The organism is Pyxidicoccus fallax, from assembly GCF_012933655.1.
Taxonomy (GTDB): domain Bacteria; phylum Myxococcota; class Myxococcia; order Myxococcales; family Myxococcaceae; genus Myxococcus; species Myxococcus fallax.
Map to the genome: position 1 here is coordinate 1 of NZ_JABBJJ010000240.1, position 19,630 is coordinate 19,630.

General features: G+C 69.2%; 22 protein-coding genes. 14 read left to right on the forward strand and 8 right to left on the reverse strand.

Translation table 11 applies throughout. From position 1 onward, the window contains the following. Together HG543_RS36735 and HG543_RS36740 are read right to left on the reverse strand one after the other, a co-directional pair. Positions 1-221, reverse strand: a 221-nt coding sequence (locus tag HG543_RS36735; protein WP_169349584.1) for a hypothetical protein, incomplete at its 3' end; no start/stop codon positions are given. Positions 222-275: 54 nt separating this feature from the next. Beyond that, on the reverse strand, positions 276-818 hold the full coding sequence (locus HG543_RS36740; RefSeq protein ID WP_169349585.1) for a periplasmic heavy metal sensor: 543 nt from the start codon (positions 816-818) through the stop codon (positions 276-278). 345 nt (positions 819-1,163) lie between these two features. Between HG543_RS36740 and HG543_RS36745 the strand changes: the two genes are divergently transcribed. Next, on the forward strand, positions 1,164-1,370 hold the full coding sequence (locus HG543_RS36745; protein ID WP_169349586.1) for a cold-shock protein: 207 nt from the start codon (positions 1,164-1,166) through the stop codon (positions 1,368-1,370). A gap of 198 nt (positions 1,371-1,568) precedes the next feature. Continuing rightward, entirely contained in the window at positions 1,569-1,940 is a 372-nt protein-coding gene (locus HG543_RS36750; RefSeq protein WP_169349587.1) for a cupin domain-containing protein, read from the forward strand. Between the two features lie 3 nt (positions 1,941-1,943). Here HG543_RS36750 and HG543_RS36755 read toward each other — a convergent pair whose 3' ends face one another. Beyond that, positions 1,944-3,542 carry a HEAT repeat domain-containing protein gene (locus tag HG543_RS36755; protein WP_169349588.1) on the reverse strand — a complete coding sequence of 533 codons (1,599 nt, stop codon included), beginning with the start codon at positions 3,540-3,542 and terminating at the stop codon, positions 1,944-1,946. 97 nt (positions 3,543-3,639) lie between these two features. Here HG543_RS36755 and HG543_RS36760 point away from each other — a divergent pair, with 97 nt between their 5' ends. From HG543_RS36760 to HG543_RS36780, 5 genes are all read left to right on the forward strand, one after another. Next, entirely contained in the window at positions 3,640-4,158 is a 519-nt protein-coding gene (locus tag HG543_RS36760; protein ID WP_169349589.1) for a hypothetical protein, read from the forward strand. A 110-nt stretch (positions 4,159-4,268) separates the two neighbouring features. Beyond that, entirely contained in the window at positions 4,269-4,529 is a 261-nt protein-coding gene (locus tag HG543_RS36765) for a hypothetical protein (protein WP_169349590.1), read from the forward strand. A gap of 516 nt (positions 4,530-5,045) precedes the next feature. Continuing rightward, on the forward strand, positions 5,046-6,029 hold the full coding sequence (locus tag HG543_RS36770) for an aldo/keto reductase (RefSeq protein WP_169349591.1): 984 nt from the start codon (positions 5,046-5,048) through the stop codon (positions 6,027-6,029). A 99-nt stretch (positions 6,030-6,128) separates the two neighbouring features. After that, positions 6,129-7,028 (forward strand): monofunctional biosynthetic peptidoglycan transglycosylase, encoded by a 900-nt coding sequence (gene mtgA / locus HG543_RS36775; protein WP_169349592.1) that lies wholly within the window; start codon positions 6,129-6,131, stop codon positions 7,026-7,028. Between the two features lie 255 nt (positions 7,029-7,283). Beyond that, positions 7,284-7,742, forward strand: coding sequence for a hypothetical protein (locus HG543_RS36780; RefSeq protein ID WP_169349593.1), 459 nt, complete (start codon positions 7,284-7,286; stop codon positions 7,740-7,742). Between the two features lie 21 nt (positions 7,743-7,763). Here HG543_RS36780 and HG543_RS36785 read toward each other — a convergent pair whose 3' ends face one another. Further along, complete coding sequence (locus HG543_RS36785) at positions 7,764-8,531, reverse strand: AraC family transcriptional regulator (protein ID WP_169349594.1); 768 nt, start codon at positions 8,529-8,531, stop codon at positions 7,764-7,766. A gap of 60 nt (positions 8,532-8,591) precedes the next feature. Here HG543_RS36785 and HG543_RS36790 point away from each other — a divergent pair, with 60 nt between their 5' ends. Continuing rightward, positions 8,592-9,029, forward strand: coding sequence for a hypothetical protein (locus tag HG543_RS36790; protein WP_169349595.1), 438 nt, complete (start codon positions 8,592-8,594; stop codon positions 9,027-9,029). 35 nt (positions 9,030-9,064) lie between these two features. Here the strand turns inward: HG543_RS36790 and HG543_RS36795 are convergent, their stop codons facing one another. Further along, the gene (locus HG543_RS36795) at positions 9,065-9,535 is read right to left on the reverse strand and encodes a hypothetical protein (RefSeq protein WP_169349596.1); all 471 of its coding nucleotides are present in this window, start codon (positions 9,533-9,535) and stop codon (positions 9,065-9,067) included. A 255-nt stretch (positions 9,536-9,790) separates the two neighbouring features. On the opposite strand from HG543_RS36795, the gene HG543_RS56555 reads away from it, so the two are divergent. Further along, positions 9,791-9,919, forward strand: coding sequence for a hypothetical protein (locus HG543_RS56555; protein ID WP_281404505.1), 129 nt, complete (start codon positions 9,791-9,793; stop codon positions 9,917-9,919). Positions 9,920-10,127: 208 nt separating this feature from the next. Further along, on the forward strand, positions 10,128-10,487 hold the full coding sequence (locus tag HG543_RS36800; RefSeq protein ID WP_169349597.1) for a hypothetical protein: 360 nt from the start codon (positions 10,128-10,130) through the stop codon (positions 10,485-10,487). Positions 10,488-10,623: 136 nt separating this feature from the next. On the opposite strand, the gene HG543_RS36805 is transcribed toward HG543_RS36800, so the two are convergent. Beyond that, positions 10,624-11,535, reverse strand: coding sequence for an aminoglycoside phosphotransferase family protein (locus HG543_RS36805; RefSeq protein ID WP_211194406.1), 912 nt, complete (start codon positions 11,533-11,535; stop codon positions 10,624-10,626). 396 nt (positions 11,536-11,931) lie between these two features. On the opposite strand from HG543_RS36805, the gene HG543_RS36810 reads away from it, so the two are divergent. Further along, the gene (locus tag HG543_RS36810) at positions 11,932-12,363 is read left to right on the forward strand and encodes a hypothetical protein (RefSeq protein WP_169349599.1); all 432 of its coding nucleotides are present in this window, start codon (positions 11,932-11,934) and stop codon (positions 12,361-12,363) included. A gap of 198 nt (positions 12,364-12,561) precedes the next feature. Continuing rightward, complete coding sequence (locus HG543_RS36815; protein WP_169349600.1) at positions 12,562-13,815, forward strand: nuclease A inhibitor family protein; 1,254 nt, start codon at positions 12,562-12,564, stop codon at positions 13,813-13,815. Between the two features lie 73 nt (positions 13,816-13,888). On the opposite strand, the gene HG543_RS36820 is transcribed toward HG543_RS36815, so the two are convergent. Then, positions 13,889-14,797: an ADP-ribosylglycohydrolase family protein gene (locus HG543_RS36820; protein WP_169349601.1), complete on the reverse strand. Its 909-nt coding sequence runs from the start codon at positions 14,795-14,797 to the stop codon at positions 13,889-13,891. Positions 14,798-15,015: 218 nt separating this feature from the next. Here HG543_RS36820 and HG543_RS36825 point away from each other — a divergent pair, with 218 nt between their 5' ends. Together HG543_RS36825 and HG543_RS36830 are read left to right on the forward strand one after the other, a co-directional pair. Next, a complete protein-coding gene (locus tag HG543_RS36825; protein WP_169349602.1) occupies positions 15,016-17,148 on the forward strand; it encodes a phosphatase PAP2 family protein in 2,133 nt (710 codons plus the stop codon). A 272-nt stretch (positions 17,149-17,420) separates the two neighbouring features. Then, positions 17,421-18,092: a hypothetical protein gene (locus tag HG543_RS36830; protein ID WP_169349603.1), complete on the forward strand. Its 672-nt coding sequence runs from the start codon at positions 17,421-17,423 to the stop codon at positions 18,090-18,092. A 77-nt stretch (positions 18,093-18,169) separates the two neighbouring features. Here HG543_RS36830 and HG543_RS36835 read toward each other — a convergent pair whose 3' ends face one another. Continuing rightward, the gene (locus HG543_RS36835; RefSeq protein WP_169349604.1) at positions 18,170-19,558 is read right to left on the reverse strand and encodes a PQQ-dependent sugar dehydrogenase; all 1,389 of its coding nucleotides are present in this window, start codon (positions 19,556-19,558) and stop codon (positions 18,170-18,172) included. Between the last annotated feature and the right edge of the window lie 72 nt (positions 19,559-19,630).

Genomic DNA, 19,630 nt, shown 5'->3' on the forward strand with positions numbered 1-19,630 from the left:
GAGGTGAATCGGGCGGGCGGGGCGTCATCCCCCCGGTACCCATGAGGCTCCCAGGAGCCGGGGTGCCCCCGCGAGTCCCAGCGGGAGTCCCAGCGCTCTCCCCAGGCGCCGGTATGGCAGCGGTGGTGGTGGTGGCGGCGGGCCAGGCTGGCGAAGCCGGAGGCATAGCCCCCGACGGTTCCCAGGGCGAGCAGGACAATCAACAGGCGGTGACGGCGCATGGGGCTCTCTCCTTCGAGAAGGGTGTTCGTTCGAATCGGGGTGGAGGCCGGGGCTCACACCATCGGGGGAGCATCCCGGTGCCAGCCTCCCCGCCCGCCGCAGCGGCCGTGGCCATGGCCGAAGCCGTACCCGTAGCTGGGGTGCCAGCCATGGCTGTACCCGTAGCCGGGCCGCCAGCCGTGGCCGAAGCTCTGCTCCAGGAGGTCCGCCAGCTCGCGGCGCTGACGCGGGTTCAGCGCCTCGTGCACCTGCGCGAGCCCGCCCTGCAGCGTGCGGCGCACGTTGTCGAGCGCCACGTCATGGCGCGCGAACAGCTCGCGCAGCGCGGCCCCGTCGAACTGCTCGCCCCGCATCGCGCGGCCGAGCGCGGCGCGGCTCGGGTCCATCTCGTCGCGCAGCTTGGAGAAGGCCTCCATCACCTCGTCCGCCGTCTTGAGGATGACCTTCTCCTGGCCCGGGGACGTCTCCAGGCGCTCGAAGAGCCAGCGCAGCCGCGCGCGGCCCCAGCGGCCTCCCAGGTGGTGCCAGTGACGGCGTGCTCGCAGCGTGTAGATGAGGCCCGCGAGGCACGCGGTCCCGAAGAAGAATCCGAACATGGTCCTGCTCCCGAAAAAGGCCGGACCGTCGCGGGGGCCGGCGTTGTTGACAGGCAGGAAGGTAGAAGGCGGGTGTGAAGGGCACGCCCGCGCCCCCGTGAAGAAGTGTGAAGGCGGAGCGGAAGGCCTCCCGACTCGGAATGGTGGGGAGGCGCGGCAGGTTTTCCTACCGAGCGATGCTCTGCTTTGGAGTGTTCGCCGCCCGACGCCTGCTCGCCCAGCGGGGAGGGGGGGTGGTGGACTTCGGCCTCCGAGGTGGATTGTCGTCTCGGTGTTGGGGCGATGTCCGCTCCTCACGGGGGGCCGGAAGGTCCGGGCCGCCACAAGCAGAAAGAAGAAGGTCACATGGCAATCGGTACTGTGAAGTGGTTCAACGACGCCAAGGGGTTCGGCTTCATCGCGCAGGACAACGGTGAGGACGTGTTCTGCCACCACACCGCCATCAACATGGATGGCTTCCGCACCCTCCAGGAGGGGCAGAAGGTGGAGTTCGAGGTCACCCGCGGCCCCAAGGGCCTGCAGGCCCAGAACGTCCGCGCGGTCGGCGGCTGAGACCAAGCCACCCTTGAGGCTTGTTCAGGCCCGGTCTCCCACAGGGAGGCTGGGCCTTCGTCTTTGTGGCCCCTGGCCCGGCGAGCAGGCGGACTCACGGTGTCCACCCGCCGACGGCCGGCCTCGTTCCTTACCTTGTCGGCATGAGTGCGGCGCATCCGCCGCCACCCACCCGCCGCAGGCGAAGGAGACGAAGGCATGGGCGACACCAGCGTGAAGAAGGTCGAGAGTCGGCACTCGCCGAAGGGAGAGATGGGGCAGAAGTACCTGGCGTCCGGCATCCGCCTGTCCATGCGCCTCTGGGAGGACGAGCCGCCAGGGGAGGCGCCGCCCGCGACGGCGCGCGACTACGAGACGGTGGGCTTCGTGCTGAAGGGCCGCGCGGAGCTGCACATCGAGGGACAGGTCATCCTGCTCAACCCGGGTGACTCGTGGCTCGTGCCGCGCGGCTCCAGCCACACGTACAAGGTGCTGGAGACGTTCTCCGCCGTGGAGGCCACCAGCCCGCCGGCCGCGGTGCACGGCCGCGACGAGGGCAAGGACGCGCAGGGCAAGCCCGCCAAGGCCTGAGCGTCACTTCCGGCGGCGCTCGCGCTCGCGGAGCGCCGCCAGGGCCGCGCGCGCGGCGTCGCTGGGAGGCGTCATGCGCTCCAGCAGCGCCGCGGCCCGGTAGCGGAACTCCACATCGGGCGAGCCCACCAGGGCGATGAGCCCGGGCTCCGCCGCGCGCGGCTCCACCTCCATGCGCTCCAGCGCGCTGAGCGCCTCATGGGTGAGCAGCGGGTTTCCGTCCTCGAGCAGCGCGAGCACCGCGGGCACGGCCGGCGCGCCCAGCGCGGCGAGGACGTAGAAGTGGCCCCGGCTCACGATTCCTGGGGAGGTGGAGGGAGGCGAGGCCCGCATCCGGGAGGCGAGCTCCCACGCGGCCCGCGCCGCGACCTCGTCGGCTCCGAGCGCGCGGAGCGCCTCGCCCGCCGCACAGCGCACCTGGGTATCGCGCTCGTGGACCACGAGCCGGGCGAGCGGCTCCGTCGCGGCGAGGGCGGAGGGGCCCAGCCGGCCCAGCGCCTCGGGGACTTCCAGGGGCGGAGCGTCGAGCCGGGTGATGAGAGCGTCCAGGGCCAGCGGTGCCGCGGCGGGACCGAGGTCGCCAATGGCCTTCGCGGCACGGGCACGGAGTCCCGAGTCGTCGAGTGCTCGCACCAGCGCGGGAAGCGCCTCCAGGCCGAAGCGGGCGCAGACCTCCAGGGCGGCGGCCCGGACGGAATCATCGGCGTCGGACTCCAGCAGGGCGAGCGCCCGGGGGAGCGACGCTGGGAAGGCGGGGCCTAGATTGGCGAGCGAGAGGAGCGCGGAGTAGCGCGTGGCGAAGTCCTCGTCTTCGACCAACCGCAGCAGCTCCTCCGCCGCGGGGTGCGCGGCCGTGCCGAGGAACGAGAAGAGGTCGGCGGCTTCCCGCCGGACGCGGAGGTCCGGGTGCGACAGCGCGGGCCGAAGGGACTCCACCGTGCCGTCGGGCAGCGCCGCAGTGGGCGGGGGCTCGTGGTGCCAGTACCACTCGCTGAGTTGCTCGTCGTCGCAGGCCAGCCGGACCAGGGCCCACGTCAGCCACAGCCGCTCGACGAGGGACGCGGGGCCGAGCGCGGCCCGCAGTGCGTCGGCCACGGCGGGCGCCGTCGGACGCAGCCCCTCCAGGGCCCAGGTGGCCCAGAGCCGCACCCGCGCGTCCTCGTCCTTCAGACAGGCCACCAGGTCATCGGCGGCGGAGCGCGCCTCTTCGCCGAGCTGCCCGAGCGCCGCCGCGGCGGAGGCGCGGACGAGGGGCTCGGGAGAAGACAGTGCCTCCCGCAGGCGGCCGGGCTCGGAGGGGAGCGGCTCTGGCAGGGGCCACGGCTCGCGCCAGTCTCCGTCGATCCACTGGCGCACGGCGCGCACGCCCAGCGGCTGGGTGATGTGGGAGCCGTTGGACGTCAGCGTCAGGAAGTAGAGCAGTGACTGCGTCTGTGCCTGGTGCTTCAGCTTCTCCGCCGGCTTCGCATGGCACACCTGCATGAAGACGTCGACAGTGTCCGGGCGGATGAGCTTGCGGAGCTGTTCCTCCCAGTAACTGGGAATCTCGGCGTCCAGCTCGGAGAGGCGCTGCTCGATGAGCTCGCGCATGGATGGAGACATCGGGAACTCGGGGGAGGGGAGTGGGCCTCACCGGTCATGAGCCGGCGCGGGCTGGGCCGGGCAGATACTGACACACACATCCAAGAGGGCCTCCAGAGTGAGTGGCAAGAGCATTGCGTTGGATGACGAGCAGCTGGTTTGTCTCGAGGAATGTCTGCTCATCCACTACAAGTTCCATCCCGGGTCCGGCGCGTTCGTCGTCGTTGCGGACCATTGGGAGAAGCAGGAGGCGGGCTGCCGTGCCTTCATCCGCATCCGGTTCTCCGGAGTCGAAGCGTTTGAACGAGAGCCCGGTATCCACCGCGCCTCCTGGGAGTTCGTGGAGCAGTATCGACTGCGGGCTTTCGCGCCCCCCAAGGTGTTCCAGTTGGTGAAGACCGTTCCTCTAGGAGAGGGGAGGACCCGGGTGGAACTCTGGTTCGGACCGGCGTTCGGTGGGGTTTCCTTCACCTGCCGCGAGTACTCCGCGTGGCTTCGCGTCACCCGTGCCAGACAGCAGGGCTCCGAATGGGAGTACCGGGATGCGACGACGGGAGACCTCGTCGACTTCTTCGACCCCTTCGGGGAGTGGACGAAGACAAGCGGCGCGGCCTCCTTCCGCAATCTCATACACTGAGACCGCTGTATGCGAATATTTGCGGTGACATCGCGAATTGCAGAGACTCCTTGACCGGCACTGCTACACGCTGTTGCATCAGCACCTCACCAGCGAAAAGGAGTGTCATCATGTCTCTTCGTGGACTCGCGATGTTCGCCGTCGTCTCTGTCTTCGGGATGGGGTGTGGTGGAGCGGAAGTGACGGAGGGCACCGAAACCGGTGAGCAGCTCGGTCAGGGCTCCGCCGAACTCATTCAGAGCTGTGAGTATCTCTCGGGCCGCCACTGTCGGCCGGAGACGGAGATCGGCTGCCAGTGGGCCAATGGCACCATTGGCTATTGCTTCTGCCAGAACATTCCCTTCAACGACTGGGTCTGCATGACCGAGTAGGGCTCGTGCCCTGGCCGCCGCTCGCCGGGAGCGCTCCGGCGAGAGGCGGCGTATCGCCAGCTGTGCCGCCGTCGCATCAGTACCTCACCAGGGAAAAGGAGTGTCATCATGTGGCTTCGCGGGCTCGCGATGGTCGCCGTCGTCTCTGTCTTCGGGATGGGCTGTGGTGGAACGGAAGTGACGGAGGGTGCCGAGAGCGGTGAGCAGCTCGGTCAACACTCCGCCGAACTCCTCGACAGCTGCGAGTATCTCCAGACCCGGTCCTGTATTTTTGACTCGTCGAGGGGCTGCCAGTGGTCCAATGGCGCTCTGGGCGAGTGCTACTGCCAGGGCGCACCCAACCCCTGGTTCTGCTGGGTCAGCGACTGACGTCCAGGCCTCGATCGCCTCTTGCCGGGAGTGCTCCGGCGAGAGGCGCCGTCTGGACCCTGTCGAGTAGTTGGCGCGGCCGGAAGAGTTGTCCCCGCGAGTTCGGGATGTTCCTCCGATACTCCCACCCGAAAGGCGGGACTCCCCATGACCAGCCGTCGTGACTTCCTCACCACCTCGGGCCTCGCACTCGCTGGCCTCGCACTCGGGCCGCTCGCCGGTTGCAGGCGCGGAAGCGAGGGCGGCAGTGCCCCAACGGCCCCGCGGACCCAATCCGCGGAGGCGGCCAGGGCCACGCCCGCGCGTGGCTCGCTGCTCACCCGTGCGATTCCCTCCACGGGCGAGCAGGTGCCGGTCATCGGCATGGGCACCTCTGGCAGCTTCGAGGTGAGCGCCGGCACGCCGGAGTACGACGCGCTCAAGCAGGTGCTGAAGGTCTTCTTCGACGGTGGCGGACGCCTCATCGACACCTCGCCCAACTACGGCCCGGCCGATACCGTGCTGGGGGCGCTGCTCGCCGAGGGCGGCTCTCGCGAGCGCTGCTTCCTGGCGACCAAGATCGCCGCCGACGACCTCGCCAGCGCGAAGGAGCAGTGGGCCGAGTCCCTGCGCCGGCTCAAGACGGACCGCGTGGAGTTGCTCCAGGTCCACAACCTGCGCGCCTGGGAAATCCAACTGCCCTACGCCCGAGAGCTCAAGGCGCAGGGCAAGACGAAGTACATCGGCCTCACCCACTACCGCGAGAACGGCCATGCCGAGCTCGAGCGCATCGTGCGCGCCGAGAAGCCGGACTTCCTGCAGATCAACTACTCGGTGGCCTCGCCCCAGGCGGCCCGCTCCCTCTTCCCGATGGCGCAAGAACTCGGCGTGGCGGTGCTGGTCAACCGCGCCTTCGAGGACGGGAAGCTGTTCGCGCAGGTCGCGGACCGGCCACTCCCGGGGTGGGCCGCCGAGGTCGGCGTCGATTCCTGGGCGCAGCTGTTCCTCAAGTTCGCCATCAGCCACCCCGCGGTGACCGCCGTCATCCCCGCCACGGGCAAGCCGAACCGACAGGCGGACAACCTGAAGGGTGGCACCGGACCGCTGCTCAGCGAGGCACAGCAGACCGAGCTCATCTCCATGTTCAAGTGAGCGTCCGGGCACGGCGTCCTGGCCAGGACGGACTGCCGCGTGCCTCTCCGGCCGTCTTCTGGACAGCGGCCGTTTCTCGGGGCACATGTGCCTACACCGATGGCCTCCCGTCCGCCCCCCACGCGAGCCTCGTCCATCCGGACGCAGAAGACGAAGCAGCTCTCCTCCGGCGCCCGGCGCGTCGTGGCGAAGCGCTCCGGCTCGGGCTGGGGGCGCTGGGCGCTCGGCGGGTGGCTGCTGCTCGTCCTCTGGCTCAGCGTGGAGTACGCGCGGCTGCCCGACGTGAGCCTCCTGCTGACGCAGCACCCGCGCACCACCGCGCTCATGGCGCAGCGAGCCGAGGAGGCGCGCGAGGCGGGCAAGAAGCCCCGAGTGCGCCAGGCCTGGGTGCCCCTGGACGCGGTGTCCCCGTACGTGGTGGACGCCGTGCTGAGCTCCGAGGATGCGCGCTTCTACCGGCACGAGGGCGTGGACTGGGTTGAGGTGGAGAACGCCCTCGAGCAGTCGGTGCGCGAGGCGCGGCTGGGACGCGGCGCCTCCACCCTCACGCAGCAGCTGGCGAAGAACCTCTACCTCTCCACGGACCGGAGCCTGCTGCGCAAGGCCAAGGAGCTGCTGCTCGCCCGCCGGCTGGAGACCCACCTGTCCAAGCAGCACATCCTCACGCTGTACATGAACGTCGTGGAGTGGGGCGATGGTGTGTACGGCATCGAGGCGGCGGCGCGCGAGCACTTCGGAACCTCGGCGCGGGCGCTCAGCGTGGCGCAGAGCGCGATGCTCGCGGGCATGCTGCCCGCCCCACGCCGCTGGCTGCCCGCCCAGAAGCCGGAGACCCTGCGCACCCGCGCCAGCGTCATCATCGCGAGGCTGGAGCGCGAGGGGCGCATCAGCGCGACGCAAGCCCGCGAGGCCCAGGCCGAGCTCTCGCGCTTCTTCGGCGTAACGCCCGCGCCCGGCTCCGTGGCGGAGGCCATTACCCGGCTGCGCGCGGGGAGCTGAGCCGCACGCCCCGTGTCAGGGCAGCGCGGTCGACTTCACGCCGGGGGGCCAGGTTCGACCACGCGGTGGGACGTCGAGAAGAACGTGTAGCCCTGCATGTTACAGATGTAGTTGGGTTGTTGCGGGGCAGGTCACAAGCTCCGTTGCCGCACCACGTTCTTTCGAGGGGCTCCGGATTGGCACGGCGTCTGCCTACGCGGGCGAGGCCGCGGGATGAACCGCGGTCATCCATCCAGTCATGAAACGGAGCCGTCCATGAGAGCTGTCGCCGGGATTCTTGTCGCGCTGGGGATGATGCTGAGCGCCTGTGATGGTGGGCCCAACATGGACCCGGCCCCCCAGGAGACGGCCACGCTTTCCGAGGAGCACGAGCGGACGCAGGAGTCCGCGGTCTCGAATGGGGACTGCAAGGCGAGCATCTACTGTGGAAGCTGGACCACGTGCAGCGGCACGGAGGGCCAGTGCTCGATTACTCCCGCCACTGCCACCTCGCTGGGCGGTGTGACGTGCAACGGGGTCTGGACGGCCTGCCGCCCCATCCTCCAGGTGTGCGGCTGTGGCCAGGATGGCTGCTGTTCCGAACTGTGCTTCTCGGACCCGGACTGCGGCCCCCTCGCCTGTGTCCGGGGCAAGACCTGCACCGCGGACAGCCAGTGCGGCGGCTCGTCGGGCGGCAGGTGCAGCACCTCGACCCGGACGTGCGTCTGCCTGTAGTGGGCTCAAGTGGGGCGCGCCTCAACCCTCGTGTACCCGCAGGCGCGTCCCTCCCGACAGCACGCGTGAGGGCGCGATGCCGAGAAGGTGCCGGAACGCCCGGCTCATGTGCGCGGAGTCGACGAACCCGGCCTCGTGGGCCGCCAACGTGAGGCTCTCGCCCTCGGCGAATCGCCGGCAGACCTCACGCAGGCGCTGCCACGTGCGCAGTTGACGTGGCGTGACGCCGAGCTCGGCGCGGAAGAGGTGCTGCAGGCGTGACGCGGAGACGCCCGTGCGCGCGGCGAGCGCGGGAAGCCGCCACAGGGCATCCGGCTGATTGGAAATCAACGCAGCCACCTCCTCCACCCGGGCGTCGCTCGCATATCGCCCCGGAGGAGGCCCGACCTGTCGCGCCACCCAGGCCTCGAGCTCGGCGGCGGACAGCTCACCCGCGAAGATGGCCCGCAGCTCTTCACGCCGCCGCCGGGGTGGGCCCAGCACGTGGAGTCCCTCGAAGGCTGGCAGCTCGGCATGCTCGCAGAGCTGACGGTGGTCGATCTGGCCCGGGGTCAGGTGCAGCACGCCCATGAGTGTCTCACCACACTCCAGCTCGTGTGGGCACCCGGGTGCGACGACGATGTGCTCGACGGTCCGCCATTTCTCGCCGGGCAGCCCGAGCCGGAAGCCGAACGGGCCGTCGATGCCCACCAGCAGCGCCGCGCCCGTGTGCGCATGGACGGCCACGCGTCCCAGCCGCGAGATGGACAGCACCCTGTCGCTCCACAGCTCGATGCGCGCTCGAATCATTCGCCGCAGCGTAGCCGGTTCGTACAAGTACCGAGAGCGCGGAGTCGCCACACTCGCCTCATGGACCTCGCCCAGAGAATCTCAGTCTTCGCGGCCGGCGGCTTCCTGCTGGCCGGCCTGTCGTTCGGCGTCTGGAAGTACGCGCAGATCGCGCGGAGCCCCAAGGCCCAGGCCTCCACCTATGTCGACATCGCGCACCGGGCCGCGTTGCTGTACTCGTTCGCGTGCCTCGTCGTGGAGCGTTTCGTCGTCCTCAGCACCCTGGACGCACGCGTCGAGCTGGCCGCCGTCGTCTCGGTGATTGGCTTCTTCGCGTTCGGGCTCTCCAGCTACGTCGTCCACGGCGTCCTGCGAGACACGGACAACCAGTTCGCGCGTCCCCACAAGCTCGGGCGGGCCGAGCTTCCGCCCGCGATGATGTTCGCCTCCATGGTCGCGCTGATTGCCGGTGAGCTCGGGGGCTTCGCGGTGCTGTTCTGGGGCGCCCTCGGGTCCTGACCCGGGGGCCCCGGCTCCTCGGATGACTGCGGTGATCACCCGTGAGCGGAACCCGCGCCGCTCGGGGCCTGGGGGGCCTTCAGCCGTCGCAACTGGTTGCGGGCGACGAGCGCCCCCTTGGGAACGCCTGCCTGCTCGAACCTCACCGCGGCCTTCTCCAGCGCATCGGCCAGCGACGAGAACTCCTCGGGCTGGTCCAGGGACGGCCGGACGAAGCTGGTGACGGCCCTGGCGAGTCGCGCGGTGGCCGAGTTGATGACCACGTGGAAGCCCTTGCAGTACTCACGGGCCACGGCGGCGTTCTGTTCCTGATGCTCGGCCAGCTTCATGCGCTGGGAATGGGTCAGCGGACGCGCCCGGGTGAAATCAATCACCTGGACGTAGGGCTCGCGTCGGTTGATGAGCCGGGTGAGCGTCCGAAGGATGCTGTCCATCTCCTCATCCGTCGTGGAGTCCACGCGCTGGATGAGGACCAGCGGCCAGAGTGATTCGTCGAAGATGTACATGGCGGAGATGTCTTGGCCCGTAGGAGAGAGGTCCAGCGCCAGGGGCGAACGCTGAACCGGGGATAACCTCACGGTACCGACTTCGTCGATTAGTGGACAATTGAGTCACGAGCGACCGCACTGCGCGCCGCGCTGTCCCGCGGGCTCGCACCCTCAACACGCCCCATTCCTCCGAGAGCCTGGGATGGAGGTCGTTCCGAAGAGGGGGGCCATGTACGCCTTCATCGGTCCCTGTTCGAGCGGGCCTCCAAGGCCGTGCAGGGCCCGAGGCCGGAGGACGCCTGGCAGGACCTCCAGCGCGCGCTCGATATCGCCCAGGACATTCCGGGACGAGAGCAGCAAGTGGGCGCGCTCCAGCAGCTTCCCGTGCGGAAGGCGGCGTGACGCCCACCGGCGGCGGGAGCGTCACGGGAGCGCCAGGCACGGATATCGAGAATCAAACAATAGCAAATCCGGGAAATCAGGAAGCAAACACAATCGAGTGACAACTGCAAACTCGTACCCGCAGTCATTGAGTCTACTTCACTCTCCGTGTATCCGGGTTGACGGGCGTTCTGGAAACACGCCCTTCACCAGCGAATAGGGAGAAGCCATGAAGCGACACGTGATGCTGTGGGCCGTCTTCGGTGTGCTGGGATTCTTCGGTGCAGGCTGCGGTCCCGCGATGGACGAGCCGGCACCCCAGGCTGGTGACCCGACCACGGAGCCTCGTCCGGCCGACGACGTGACGTCGGAGGAGGACGGCGAGGTCCATCAGATGGCCAGGAACTGCCAGTCCACGTGCCCGGGCGTGAGGGCCGACGGTACGTCGTGCAGCATCGTCGGGTTCGGCTCCACCACGTTCCTGGGGGGCTGCAAGAAGGCCTGCCGGTTCGCTCGGGAGGACGCCGTCAGCAAGCAGGAAGCCCAGGGCTGTACCATCAGCAGCGCCTGCTCCGACGTCTGTAGTTGAGAGGCGACGGACCGCAAGACCCTGAAGCCCGTCCGGAGGTGGGGCGAATGGCTTCTCCCGGCGGTGAGCACCGGGGGCCGGGTTCACCAGCCCCGGCTCTCGGTGCATGGCCCGCTCAGCGCGGCGCGGTGAGTGCTCAGCCGGCCAGCAGGTCGCGCAGTGCGTGCTCGCCGATTGCGGCGATCACCGGGTCGTCGTCGCCGTGTGTGACCATCGCTGATGCCATGATCAGCGCCCAGCCGGCGGCCCTGCGCCATCGGCCCGGGTCGGGCGGGCCCGCGGCGTCGGCCAGCGCGTCGCTGCGCGCCTGGAACACCGCTCGACCGGTGGCGTCGAATGTCAGCCAGGCGGTCGCGAGGTCGCACGCGGGGTCCCCGGCGGTCAGGTCCCCGAAGTCGAGGAGCGCTGCCAGGCGCCCGTCGTGGGTGAGCAGGTTCGCGGGGTGTGGGTCGCCGTGCAGCCACAGGGGTGGGCCGGGCCAGGCGGGCGCGGCGAGGGCGTCGCGCCACAGCGCCTCGGCGCGCGCGCGGGCGTCGGGTAGCACCCGGTCCAGGTGTCCGCCCGCCAGTCGCTCGGCCAGGGCCGCGGACCGCCCCGCGAGCGAGCCACCTCGCACCGGGTTCACCGGCGCCTCGGCCGGGGCGGGCGCGTGCAGGGCGGCCAGGGCCTCCGCGAGCGTGCCCGCCCACGGGGTGCGGGCGGCGACCGGTTCGTCCGCGGCGTGCCGCCCGATGAACCACGGCACGACGCTCCACGCCCACGGGAACGTGGCACCCGGCCGCCCTGTCCGCACCGGCGCGGGCACCGGTACGGGGCACAGCGCGGCCAGCACGCCCAGCCAGCGCTGCTCGTGCTCGACCAGGGGCGCGGCGGAGGCACGGCGGGGGAGCCGGACCGCCAGGTCCTCCCCGAGCCGAAACGTCGCGTTGTCCCAGCCGTGCGCGACCCACCGCACCGGCAGCCCGGCGAGGTCGGGGTGCTGTTCGGCGAGCAGGGCGTGCACCAGCGTTGGCGTGAGGTCGATTTCGGCGGGGGGCTTACCAGGCACGGCGGAGACCTCCCGGGGCGTCGAGTGGGGAGCGGTCACGTTACCCGAGCGTGTGTCTCCGGGGGACCGAGTGCCAGACGGTGCGCAAAGGCATGTCGACGCCATCGAGCGGGCTCGGGCGGCGCTGGCCGCGGCCCTCCTCGTCGCCCCGTGGTCCGAGTCATCGGGGAAGCGTGGAGCGCGCGCCATGGAACTGGAGCGCTCAGGCAGCCAGACGCTCCACGGGTCAGGCTGTCCTCCCGCGGTCCAGCTGGCTCCTTTGTCTTCCCTGGCATCACCCTTCGGGTGGTGTGTGTCATTGTAAATATCCAACAGGGTGGCTTGGGTGAGCAGGGGTTTCTGGAAGATGTCTGGCTTTTGAATGGGAGGCAGGCTCCTTCTGTTCAAAGACCAGCCATGAAAAACATCAAACTGCTCGCCGCGCTCTCGGTGGCCGCACTGGGCATGGGCTCTGCTCAGGCGGCGACCATCACCTTCACCATCCAGAACCAGATCACCACCGGTTCGATCAGCCCTCTCCGACTGAATACGTGTGGTGCGATCATCCCGAGCCTTGGCTCGGTTCCCCCCAACTCGATTTCGGTCGCGCACCAGACGAATTGTGGCAACAACACCGCCGTCGCCTTCGATTACTCTGACGGCATCAAGACCTGCAGCTTCAATCTCAGCAGTCTCTACACACCCCCCAACCCGATTCTGGGCACCTCTGGGTACTGGACGCCGAAGGGAACGGGCACCCAACGGGGCACCACGTCCGCTACCTGCAAGGCGACGCTGACCTCCATCGGGACGAACGGCAATTACTCCTGGGCCCTGTCGATTCAGTGAGACTCCGAGGGCACTCCCGGTCCGTTCAACCGTGGGACCGGGAGGCGCCCTGTTGCACCTGGCGCGCGTGATGGCACCCGGTGAGGCGCGCGGGACGATACTCGTGGCGTTGACAGCGGCTCGCGTGTCCGCTGAGGCTGGAACGGTTGCGCGCTCTTCGCGCATCCCGTGACAGTCCCGACACAATCGAGTTCCGCCATGAGACGCCTCGTTCCGCTCGCCCTGCTGTCCCTCGCTGCCTGCTCCGACGTCGCACCCCTGGACGGTCCTGAGACGGCCCGCTCCGCCGCCGCGCTCCAGCTCTCGCCCGAGGCCCAGGCGCGCGTCCTCGACTTCGTCAACTACCCCGGCAACGTCGTCGGCGTGCTCCAGAACCAGGTGGGCATCCACCCCTGGGCGGCGGTCGCCATCACCGCCCACCGTGACGGCGCGGACGGTGTCTCTCCGTCAGGCGACGACGCCTTCTTCTCCTCCATCGCCGAGCTCGACGCGGTGCCCTACGTCGATGACACGGTGCTGCAGCAGCTCGACACGTATTCGGCGGTGCACCCGGCGCCGACGGGCGAGACGGTCGAAGGCGTGAGTTTCCGCGGCTGGGAGGTGGAGTCGGTGGTGTGGGGCGTCAACCACGCCGACTCGGCCACGCTCCAGAACCTCTTCGAGGCGCGCGCCGCGACGAACCTGTACGCGGGGCGCCCGTACACCCGCGTGGCGCAGATGGGGGCTGTCTCCTGGGTCGGCTCCGCCACGCTCGGGCAGCTGCGCGCGCATGCGCTGCCGTGGTGGAACTGCCTGCATGGCCAGACCTGCCTTGCCGGCACGTTCGACGGCATCACGTTCGACGAGCCCACCGCGGTGACGGCGCTGGACCTCGCCAATCAGGCCACGTACGCGCAGCTCACCTCGCACGGCGTCGCTGGCGCGCAGGCCAATGACCTCATCGCCGGGCGCCCGTACACGTCGCTGGCGGCGGTGGCGGCGACGGACGGCATCGGCCCGGTGACGATGAACGCGCTCAAGACCTACGCGCAGGGCGGCCCCTCCACCTGCACCTCGATGTGGTCGAACGCGGTGTCGCCGCAGCTGCCGCACGTGCTGCTCATGAGCGAGAGCGACCTCCCCGTCGAGCTGGTGTCGTGGCCGGGAGAGGGCGGCAGCGCGCCGACCGCCGCCACGGTGCTGGCGCTGGCCGACGTGCCGTGGGGCTACACCGCCGAGGTGCGCGTGGTCTCGAACTACTTCCGTGCGCTGGAGCCGTCGAGCAGCAGCGCGGACCCGTGGGCCGCGGCCAACATCGAGAATGCGTTCAACACCCAGCTCACCGACGTCATCTACGTCGCGCTGCACGCGCCGCCGGGCAGCCCCGACCAGGCCCGGGTGCGGGTCTTCCTCGTCGGACGTACCTCGTGCGGCGACCTCGTTGGCATCCAGTCCATCGCCATCGAGACCTGACCCCTCGCGACAGCCCTGAAACCGGAGCGGGCACCGGCCGGAAGGTGCCGCGCTCCGCTGCGCGGGAGGCCCGTCACACCCGCCGGCGCAAGGGCTCCCGGGCGGAGCGCCACGTCGCGGGGATGGATGCGGCGCCTGCGCTCAGCGCGACGATTCCACCCACGATGGCGCAGGTGGTGTCCCGGTCTCCGAAGCCGGCCACCGTGGTCCAGAGGGCCTCTTCGTAGGAGTCGAGGTGCCTCACCGCGCACCACAGGGCGAAGGGCACGGTGTCCTCGGAGATGACCTTCTGCCCGCTGCCCAGCTCGCGCGCCGCCGAGGAGGGACTCGCATCGAGCGACCAGGCCCGGGCCTTCTCAATCCCCCGACGGGTCGCTCCGTCCGGCGTGAGGTCCAGCACCACGTCGAAGAGCTCCCTCGGCGAGCCGCGGGTGTCCGGCCATTGGCACGCCCACGCGGCGGCGACCGCGATGGCAATCGCCCCCGCCTGTCCCTCCGGGTGCGCGTGCGTCACCTCCGCCGAGGCTCGCGCCTCCGACACCACCCGGCCCATGTCTCCCTCGAAGTATGCCCCCAGCGGCGCCACGCGCATGGCCCCGCCGTTGCCCATGGAGCCCTGGCCCTCGAACACCTCGCCGGAGACCTCGCGCCACGGCATCCCGAGGCCCATCTTCTGCAGGATGTCGTGCGCCGTCCCGCCGTAGCCCCGGTTCTTGTCCTTGCGGTAGCGGGTCGCGAAGAGGCGCGCCAGCGCGTCCTGGTCGACGTGGCCGTGGTCCTCCAGCACCTGGACGATGGCCAGCGCCATCTCCGTGTCGTCGGTGTACCTCCACGGCGCGCGGGGTACGTCACGCTGCTCCACCATCGACTGTGCCAGCTCGCGCGGAACGAAGAATCGCTCGCCGAACGAATCCCCGACGGACAGTCCGTCCAGCGAGACGAGGGCACGCGCCATTCGCGTCTTGGGGTCCACGGGGTTCATGTCGCGCTCCTCACCTGTTCCTGGAGGATTGTGCACGGGTCGGCAGTTTCCGCCCCGACTGTCGCATCTCTCAACACGCGAATGTCATGCGTCCGGCGGTGACTCACCCTGGAGTGCCAGAGGGCGCGAAGGCCCGGTAGGGAGCGCCCGCCCCGGGCCTCCCGAACCGACATCTCGCGCAACCATCGGCCCGGCTCTCTCACTGCGAGGAGCCCCTGATGCGATTGAACCCTGGCGTGACTCCCTTGCTGCTCGCGCTGCTGGCCCCGGCCGCGCAGGCACAGGTGGTGAATGACTCGACGCGGCCGGACAAGGCGAAGGCGGTGCGTGACGCCGCCTCCGCCTTCCAGCGGGGCCAGCCGCAGGCCACCCACCAGAACAACAACGACCTGCAGGACTTCGGCAGGTGGGCCGTCTACACCAAGGGCCTGAACCACAACACCGTGGGGGAGACCAGCGTCACGCAGTTCGACGCGCTGCTCGATGCCCTGCTCACCGGGGACCCCGCGAAGCTGGAGGCGGTGGTGCTCGAGGGTCCACGCAAGCTCGTCAATCCGCAGGCGGGCTTCTCCTACGTGCTGGAGGGCGCGGACCCGCAGGCCATCACCCTGGGGCCGGCGCCCGACTTCAACAGCGCCGAGGTCTCTGGCGAGATGATCGAGCTGTACTGGATGTCGCAGGTGCGCGATGTGCGCTTCGACCAGTACGGCGGCGACGGTGACATCTCCTCGGCCGCGATTGCCTTGACCCAGGCGCGCGTCTACCGGGGGGCTCGCGACAGCGGTGGCTTCGTGAGGCCCGCCACCCTCTTCCGGGCGGACCTTCCCGGCGCGGTGCAGGGGCCGTACGTCTCGCAGTTCCTGCTGAAGACGGTGCCCGTCGGCGGCGGCCCGCTGGCCATCGGGTCGGAGACGAACCCGCCTCCCGTGGGCGTGGAGCCCACGGCGCACCAGCCGATGGAGCAGCGCATCTGGACGCGCTTCGCCGGGGACGACCGTGTCACCGCATACAACGAGTGGCGCGCCATCCAGAATGGCGCGCTGCCCGCGGACCCCACGGACACGCTGGAGGACTTCGACCCGGTCCGCCGCTACATCCGCAACGGGCGAGACCTGGCCGAGTGGGTGCACTTCGACTACCCGCTTCAGTCCAGCCTCAACGCGGCCTTCCTCCTGGCGCGGCAGGGGGACTTCCTGCCGGATGGCAGGTACGACCCGGACCCCAAGTCCTCCCCGCGCGCGGAGGACCCCAACAACCCCTACCGGACCTACGCGAAGCAGGAGCCCTTCGTCACCTTCGGTAACAGCGACGTGCAGTCCGTCACCTCGCTGGTGACGAACACGACGCTGCGCGCGCAGTGGTTCCAGAAGTGGCAGGTGCACCGGCGGCTGCGTCCCGAGGAGTACGGCGGCCTCGTCCACATCCATAAGTGGGGGGAGCGCACCTACCCCATCCCGGAAGAGCTGCTCAACGCGCCCGTGCTGCAGCGGGTGTTTCAGCGGAACTTGGAGCGCAACGTGGCGCGGGGACTGGGCTCGGACGGCACGTACCTGCTGAGCCAGACCTTTCCCGAGGGCAGCCCCCTCCACCCGGCCTACGGCTCCGGCCACTCCACGTACATCGGCGCGGGAGTGACGGCGCTCAAGGCCTTCTACGCGGACTTCCCTGTCATCAACCCGCAGGTGCCCAACGCGGATGGCACCGCGCTGGTGCCCTACAGCGGCACGCTGATGATGTTCGACGAATTGGACAAGCTGACGTCCAACGTCGGCATGGCGCGCCTCTTCGCGGGCGTGCACTACCGCAGCGACCATGACAACGCGTTGCGCTTGGGCGAACTCTACGCGCTGCGCACGCTCCAGGACTGGTCGCGGCTGTATCCCGAGCGCCTGCGCGATGGCACCCCCTTCCAGGGCTTCCAGGTGCGCACCTTCGGCGGGAACACCGTGACGGTGAATGCCACCAGCCCCGCGCTGCCCAACGCGGTGAGCCGGGTGGACAGCTTCACGCTCCTCGATGCGTACACGAAGCAGCCGATCGCCGGGTTTGAAACCATCCACAACGGCATGGTGCTCGACTTCAGCGACCTGGCGGCGCGGGGCCATACGCAGTTCATCGTGCGCGCCAATACCTATCCGCAGAACGTGGGCAGCGTGCGCTTCGTCATCAACGGCGTCACCCGGATCCGCAGCACGTACCCGTACTATCTGGGGGACGGCCAGGATGACAGCGGGCAGACCGTCCCGCTGGGCGTGGGCAACCTGGTCATCACGGCCACGCCCTACAGTGGGCCCGGAGCGACGGGTATCGGCGGTGTGCCGTTCACGGGCCGCGGCACCGTGCAGAATTAGCCCGGAGCCTGATTGAGCCCACCGCCTCTCGATGGCCTGGCGCACGCCTCTGACTTCGTGCGTGCCCAGGCTGTCCCGCGGGCGGGTGATATCAAACACGGATGATGCCGGCCGGCTGGGAGAACCATGAACCGTTGCATCGGCATCCCGTTGGCCTTTGTTCCTGCTTCGCACGTGGCGGGCTGCTCCTATGCAGGGTTCACCCGTAGTCATTGAAGTGCACCACGCGCAGTCGTTAGATTGGACTCCTCGGCTCAACCGGGGAGGAACAAATGCATACACATAAATTTATTGCCGGACTGTGCGTTGGAATTGCCGCCATCGTGCTCGCACCCACGCAAGTGCTCGCACAGTCACTCCTGGTCGATGACTTTTCCACCGGCGCATATCAGGTCGACGCCTACGCTGGCTCTCCGGACCTGCACTATTCGAGCGGAACGATGCTTGGCGGAGTCCGAGGCACCTACGTCCTCGCGGCCCCCGAGCTTCCCCTGCATCAGCGCCCCGCGTCACTCTCCATCCCGCCCGGCGGGCCGCTGATTCTGGAGACCGGCTTCCAGGTGAATCATCGCCTGGAGCTCGTCTATGGGAGGGATGCCGCTGGAAATCAGGCTCCGCTCAATCTCGATACGCGCAGCTACGACCGGATCAGGGTCTGGTTCGATGGTTGCGATGTATCGGAGAACTTCAACATCGTCCTCTTCGCCGCGGGGGGGCGCCACTACTCACTCGGCATCAACACGACCCCCGAACATCGTCCGTTCTGTATCGATTTCCCGCTCGGCAAGTTCCTGATTCCCGAAGCAGACCGCGCTGACATCGACTTCATTGCGCTCATCCTTCAAACCGGTAGCGCGATGGGAGCCACCGATTTCGCGCTCCGCTCCGTCAGTCTGCTCGGGCCAGCGGATATCGGATGGGCTTCCTGCTGGGTGGCTCCGTAGTCGGACACCCGCACGCTCCCCGAGGGCCGAGTTCCTCGGGGAGCGTGGAGCGCGCGCCGTCACCGGTGCGCCGGGACTCAGCGCGGCGTGAGCTTGAGCAGCTTGCCGTTGGTGGCGTCGGTGAGCAGGTAGAGCGCGCCGTCGGGGCCCTGCACCACCTCGCGGATGCGCGCGCGCAGCTCCGTCAGGAGACGTTCTTCGCCGACCACGCGGTCATTCCTCATCATGAGCCGCACCAGCGCCTGGCTGGACAGACCTCCGATGAAGATGTTGTTCCGCCACTCGGGGAACAGGTCCCCGGTGTAGATGGTCATCCCCGAGGGGGACATCACCGGATCCCAGTAGTACACGGGCTGCTCCATGCCCGGGCCCCGCGGACTGTCGTGGATGGGCGCGCCCGAGTACTCCTCGCCGTAGCCGATGGTGGGCCAGCCGTAGTCCTTGCCCGCCTCGGGGCGGTTGAGCTCGTCACCCCCTTGTGGCCCCATCTCCACCGTCCACAGCCGCTTCTGGGCGTCGAGCGCCGCCGACAGGATGTTGCGGTGGCCCACCGACCAGATTTCCGGCTTGGCACCCTCGGTGTTCACGAAGGGGTTGTCCCGGGGCACGGAGCCGTCGGGATGGATGCGGACGACCTTGCCGAAGTGGCTCTTCACGTCCCGGGCCTGCGCCCGGCCCGCGAGAATGGAGCGCTCCCCGAGCGTGACGAACAGCGTGCCGTCGGGGGCGAACACCAGCCGGCCGCCCGCGTGCATCGTGGACTCGAGGGTGGGCATCATGCGGAAGATGACCTGCACGTTCTCCACGCGCGGTTGTGCGCCGTCGACGAGCTTCGCGCGCGCCACCGCCAGGCCGTTGCCGCCCTGGCGCGGCTCGTAATAGGTCCAGTAGATGAGCTGGCTCTGGGCGTAGTCGGGACCGATTTCGACGTCGAGCAGGCCGCCCTGGTTCCGGCCATCCACAGGGGGCAGGCCCGAGACGGCGGGAGACTTCGCGCCCTGGGCGGTGACGATGTAGAGCGAGCCGGTGGGCTTCTCCGTCACGAGCATGCGCTGGTCGGGCAGGAAGGCGATGGCCCAGGGGTTCCTGAAGCCCGAGGCAATCTCGGTGACCTGGACGGCCGTCTTCGACTGGATGGCCGGGGCGCGCGTCTGACCGGGGAAGGCCGGCTGGAACTCGGGCACGTTCGGAGGGCCCGTGGGAACCGGAGGGCCGCTGGGAAGGGGCTCTTCCGGAGGGACGCCCGCGTCTTCGGGGTCTTGAGGTGTGACGCCCGCGTCTTCGGGGTCTTGAGGTGTGACGCCCGCGTCTTCGGGGTTCTGAGGTGTGACGCCCGCGTCTTCGGGGTTCTGAGGTGTGACGCCCGCGTCTTCGGGAGCTTGAGGTGTGCCGCCCGTGGGGCCGGAGGACTCGCTGCAGCCCGACAGGAGGGCGACGAGGATGAGGGTCATCGGCAAGGTTCGCATGAAGCTGTCTCCACGGTGGTGAGGGGCCGCTGGGAAGCGGTCGGGGGGGCGGAGGAGTATGGCTCCTGGGGG